Origin of the sequence: Exiguobacterium sp. s189 (assembly GCF_018617615.1) — a bacterium.
In the GTDB taxonomy this organism is placed as follows: Bacteria; Bacillota; Bacilli; order Exiguobacteriales; family Exiguobacteriaceae; genus Exiguobacterium; species Exiguobacterium aestuarii_A.
Window position 1 is genome coordinate 1 of the sequence record NZ_JACSKM010000022.1, and the last position, 5,054, is coordinate 5,054.

Below are 5,054 nucleotides of genomic sequence, written 5' to 3' on the forward strand. Positions count from 1 at the left end.
ACTTGCATGTATTAGGCACGCCGCCAGCGTTCGTCCTGAGCCAGGATCAAACTCTCCAAAGAATTTGATATAGCTCTTAAATTGACGAAGCTTGCGCTTCATTCAAAAAATTGTAAAACTTATTTTTGCCTCATCGTTCAGTTTTCAAAGTTCGTCTGTCGCTCTTGGCGACTTCATTAATCTATCACGTTTCAATTGTTTTCGTCAACAACTTTTTTCACAAATTGTTTTTCTGAAATAATCTTTTGCCGTGACAACGTTTATAACTATAATCTCTATTTACCATTTCGTCAATACAAAAAACAATAAAATTTAAAAAAAGATTTACTCTTCGCTGATAAGACGAAAAGTAAACCTTGATCACCTGTTTCATTTAAGACGAACGTAACCCGTCTTTTCGACCAACGCCTGGCCATCCTCGCTACCTAACCATGCTAGAAAAGCATCATATTGTTCTGCTTTTTCTTCCGTAGTAACTGCGTAGAATTCAGATGTCAGCGGATAAGATCCGTCTTGAATCGTTTTAACGGTTGGTTCGATTCCTTCTATACGAAGTAACTTGATTTTATGATCATTCACCATTTCTGTCGCATAGTATCGGAATGAGAATCCAATCGCATTTTTATGATTTCGATACGATGAGGCTTGTTGAATGATTCCACCCATTCCTTCAGGGACATCTTCAACCGGTGCCTCCATCAACTTTCGTTCACCCATCATCTTTTGCAATGCAGTTTGACTACCGCTATCTTCAGGTCGTTGAAAAGCACGAATGGTTTCGGAGTTGCCACCGACCTCTTCCCAATTTCGGATGTCCCCCGCATAAATTCCACGGACTTGTTCCATTGTCAATGACTTTACCGGATTATCTTCATGAACAAAGAATACAAATGCTTCTCTACCAACAGGTGTCATATGTAGAGACACGCCTTTTTGCTTCGCAACTTGCAACTGACGATCCGACGGACCCGCGACAAAAATCAAGTCCGTTTGATCGTTCATCAATCGACTGTATGCTTCTGGCGTTGTTGTCGAGACGACTTTACTCACTTGATCATTATACGGGTCATACGTTCCGGAGTTTGGATACACCGCTTCGACGAATGAAGCATACATCGGGTAAAGGGCTGTCGCACCATCCAACCGTGGCACGCCGTTTACGAATGAAACGGATGTTGGATGATTCAATTTCGCCAATCGATCTGAGTTCGTAAATGGCTGATAATCGATTAACTCTACACCACGCTCTTCAATTTTCAAATGGTCTTGATACATGTAGTACCCTTTAACAGAAGCGAATACCATCACACCTGACAAAGCTCCCCAGCCGAGGACCCGTTTCACTTTCCGATTTGAGAGAGGCGAAAAATCATAAAGACCCATACATACAATCAACAGAGCCGCTATATACCAAATCGTCCAAAGAATAGGGCGTCCTTGTGTAATCGGGTCTCCCATCGTAAAGAGAGCGACAACGACGGAAATCACAAACGTGACAAATAGAATGAAAATCGTTCCGATGCTAAACTTCAAAAATTTCATGCGACGTATCGTCTCCTCATCATGCTTACATACGGGGAATTAGGCAATCTCATAAAGTACTGCTTCTACTCCAACTCCTTTTGTCGGTCTCGTGACCGTACGAACATATCCTTTTCTCACTAAAAATCCGATGATACTTCCGAGGTCGACACGAAGCTCATTTAAGTTTGGATGATCCATCAATTCGGAGAACGTCCAAGCCCCTTCTTTTTCTTGCATCGTCTGAAGTAACAACAGTGTGCCGGGCAACACTTTTGATTGAATCAAATGTTCCATTCCAATCACGACAAGATGGATTCGTTGTTCAAGTGTCTCTTGTCCCCCGACAAGTTCTTCGTGCAGCTTATAAATTTCAAGATCGATTGCTCGGACTTGTTCCCATAAGACAAGCTCAGGATGAATTCCAGCCTCTAGAATCGAAAGTCGCGCCAAGTGTGTGAGCGCATGGTGAATCTGCGTAAAGGCGTCTTGGAATTCGCCTTCTAAAAATAAGTAGCGACCATCTTCAAAACGACGTAATAGTTTCGCAAACGAAAGCGATAGTTGAAGACGTTGTTCTCTATTCGTCAAATTACGATTTCGTTGTCGCAACTCTAAGATGTATTCATTCCGTTCAAATAGAACAATTCCGTCTTCAATCCAATGAATCGCGCGTCGGTTTTCATTTAAGACGATCCATCTGTCCATCATCGAGTCGCTCACGACGTGCAAGACGATTCTTTCTTGACCGACCTGATAATGTTTTACCGTCCAAAATGGATCCGGTCTCGCTTCAATGACAATGAGCAGACGGTCCGATTGATCCGTCAACGGATCACGTGCTCGTTTTTTCTTCACTTCAATAATTCCGAGCGTTGTTTTTAATGCAGCATATTCTGAATAAATAGTGCGAGTCGCATATTCCATCGTCATCTGGACCCCTTCTCTCCCAATCGTAAGTTGACTATATATGACGATTGTCATTTTCGATACGAACAAGATTCGCCCTCTTTTCAAAAAACTCCTGCCGAAAAAGTGCAGGAACTTCTCACCCGTTTGAAGATGAGCTATGATAGAGACAGACTATTGGAGGGATTCACTTATGAAAAAACGGGGGAACAAAATCAACCGTGCACGTAATATAGCATTACTCCTGATTTTCGGCGGAATCGGCGTCATGTATCTCGGGCTTCTCGCTAAATCCATCACTTGGCTCATGATTATTTTCATGCTCCTTGGATTTATCATGGTGCTCGCAAGCTCTGCCCTTTACTTCATTGTTGGGATGGCCTCGACAAAAGCAATCATCGTCACGTGTCCAAACTGCGAAAAAGAGACGAAGATGCTTGGGCGCGTTGACTTATGTATGCATTGTGATGAACCGCTCACAATTGACCGCTCACTTGAAGGTAAAGAGTTTGATGAAAAATATAACAAGCGTCAGTCAGAACAAACTGACTGACAACAAAAAACCACATCCGAATGCTCGGATGTGGTTTTTAATGTGTTTGTGATTGCTCAGATTGGCAAGACGGACACGTTCCGTACACTTCAAGGCGGTGACGATCGACTTTGAATCCAGTCAATTGAGATGCAACCGATTCGATTTCATCTAATACCGGATAGTTAAAGTCGACGACTTTCCCACACGTGTCACAGATGATGTGATAGTGTTTCGACGTCACAAAATCAAAGCGACTTGAGGCGTCCCCATAGTTCATCTCTTGAACGAGACCCACTTCTTTAAAGACGCGCAAGTTGTTATATACAGTGGCCACACTCATGTTTGGAAACCGTGCGGCAAGTGCCTTATAAATGTCATCCGCTGTCGGGTGACTGTGCTCCGTGACGAGGTACTCCAAAATGGCCTGGCGCTGAGGCGTCATTCTGACTCCATGTTCCCGGAGCGACTGAACAGCATGGTCAAGCATTTCGCTTCCCACGTCAATCCCTCATTTCTTCTATAAAATTCATGCGAAATAGTTTTGAACATTAACTTATTTCTTACATAGTAATCTTTATAAATAGTGTACTGATTTCTCAACTACTCGTCAAACACTGAGCTTATGCGGTTGACGGCTATGATACAATAAGTGCGAATTTGGATAAGGAGGCAATACATATGACTACTTCATCAAATCGTCAGTCATCTGATGCATTATACCAAGATGCACTCACTCACATCGTCGGAGGTGTCAACAGTCCATCCCGCTCATTTAAAGCGGTCGGTGGCGGCGCCCCTGTTTATATGGAACGCGGCGAAGGTGCCTATTTTTATGATGTAGACGGCAACCGTTACATCGATTATTTGGCGGCATACGGTCCAATCATTACGGGCCATGCCCACCCACACATTCATGAAGCGCTTATGAACGCTTCTTCAAAAGGTTTATTATACGGAACACCTCACCGTCTTGAAGTCGAGTTTGCCAAGAAACTAAAACAAGCCATTCCTTCTATGGATAAGGTACGATTCACCAACTCCGGAACAGAAGCCGTGATGACGACAGTTCGAGTCGCCCGTGCTTATACCGGTCGTGAACTCGTTGTGAAATTCAGCGGTTGCTACCACGGACATTCGGATCTCATGCTGATTGCAGCAGGTAGTGGTCCGGCAACACTCGGTTCTCCAGACTCAGCAGGTGTGACAAAAGCCACAGCTAAAGAAGTCATCACCGTCCCATTCAACGACATCGAAGCGTATAGCGAGATGATGAAGGAATGGGGAGACCAGGTCGCATGTGTTCTCGTCGAGCCGATTGTCGGGAACTTCGGAATCGTAGAACCGAAGCCAGGTTTCCTCCAGGCTGTTAATGACATCACGCACGAACATGGCGCTCTCGTCATCTATGATGAAGTCATCACAGCATTCCGCTTCACATATGGAAGTGCCCAACAAGTATACGGAATCGAACCGGATATGACGGCGCTTGGGAAGATTATTGGTGGTGGTCTACCGATCGGCGCTTATGGCGGAAAAGCCGAAATCATGGAGACGGTCGCACCACTCGGACCTGCGTATCAAGCCGGCACAATGGCAGGAAACCCGGCCTCGATGGCGACAGGAATCGCGTGTCTCGAAGTGCTCGAACAGCCTGGCGTTTATGAAAAGTTAGACACACTCGGTGCACGACTTGAGGCAGGGATTCGTGAAGCAGCGGACAAGCATGACGTGACTATCACGCTCAACCGCTTGAAGGGAGCGCTCACCGTATACTTCACGGATGAAATCGTCACCGATTATGAGGGTGCTGAAAAATCGGACGGTGAAAAGTTCGGACGCTTCTTCAAGTTGATGCTTGAAAACGGCGTGAACTTGGCCCCATCGAAATATGAGGCTTGGTTCCTCACAACAGAACATACGGAGCAAGATATCGACGAGACAATCGAAGCGGTCAACCGTTCGTTTGCACAGTTGTGAGAAAGAGATGCGCGAGCATCTCTTTCAGGCTGTTGACGAACCAAATCGCATATGGCGATTTGGTTCGTCTTTTTTTATGTTCAACGAGCTTGAGGCGTTCTGTCCGACAAAA

General features: G+C 44.9%; 5 protein-coding genes and 1 rRNA gene. 2 read left to right on the forward strand and 4 right to left on the reverse strand.

What is annotated here, in order from left to right; genetic code table 11:
• The 3 genes from KNO99_RS15140 to KNO99_RS15150 form a co-directional block, all read right to left on the reverse strand.
• Positions 1 to 62 (reverse strand): 16S ribosomal RNA (locus KNO99_RS15140); the annotation flags it as partial.
• Positions 63 to 369: 307 nt separating this feature from the next.
• Positions 370 to 1,542 (reverse strand): substrate-binding domain-containing protein, encoded by a 1,173-nt coding sequence (locus KNO99_RS15145; RefSeq protein ID WP_214750070.1) that lies wholly within the window; start codon positions 1,540 to 1,542, stop codon positions 370 to 372.
• Between the two features lie 39 nt (positions 1,543 to 1,581).
• Complete coding sequence (locus KNO99_RS15150; protein WP_251131087.1) at positions 1,582 to 2,520, reverse strand: nucleotidyltransferase-like protein; 939 nt, start codon at positions 2,518 to 2,520, stop codon at positions 1,582 to 1,584.
• Between the two features lie 103 nt (positions 2,521 to 2,623).
• Between KNO99_RS15150 and KNO99_RS15155 the strand changes: the two genes are divergently transcribed.
• Positions 2,624 to 2,983, forward strand: coding sequence for a YgzB family protein (locus tag KNO99_RS15155; RefSeq protein WP_251127031.1), 360 nt, complete (start codon positions 2,624 to 2,626; stop codon positions 2,981 to 2,983).
• Between the two features lie 37 nt (positions 2,984 to 3,020).
• Here KNO99_RS15155 and perR read toward each other — a convergent pair whose 3' ends face one another.
• A complete protein-coding gene (gene perR / locus KNO99_RS15160) occupies positions 3,021 to 3,452 on the reverse strand; it encodes a peroxide-responsive transcriptional repressor PerR (RefSeq protein WP_031421138.1) in 432 nt (143 codons plus the stop codon).
• Between the two features lie 191 nt (positions 3,453 to 3,643).
• On the opposite strand from perR, the gene KNO99_RS15165 reads away from it, so the two are divergent.
• Positions 3,644 to 4,942 carry a glutamate-1-semialdehyde 2,1-aminomutase gene (locus KNO99_RS15165; protein WP_214750073.1) on the forward strand — a complete coding sequence of 433 codons (1,299 nt, stop codon included), beginning with the start codon at positions 3,644 to 3,646 and terminating at the stop codon, positions 4,940 to 4,942.
• The last annotated feature ends 112 nt before the right edge of the window (positions 4,943 to 5,054 follow it).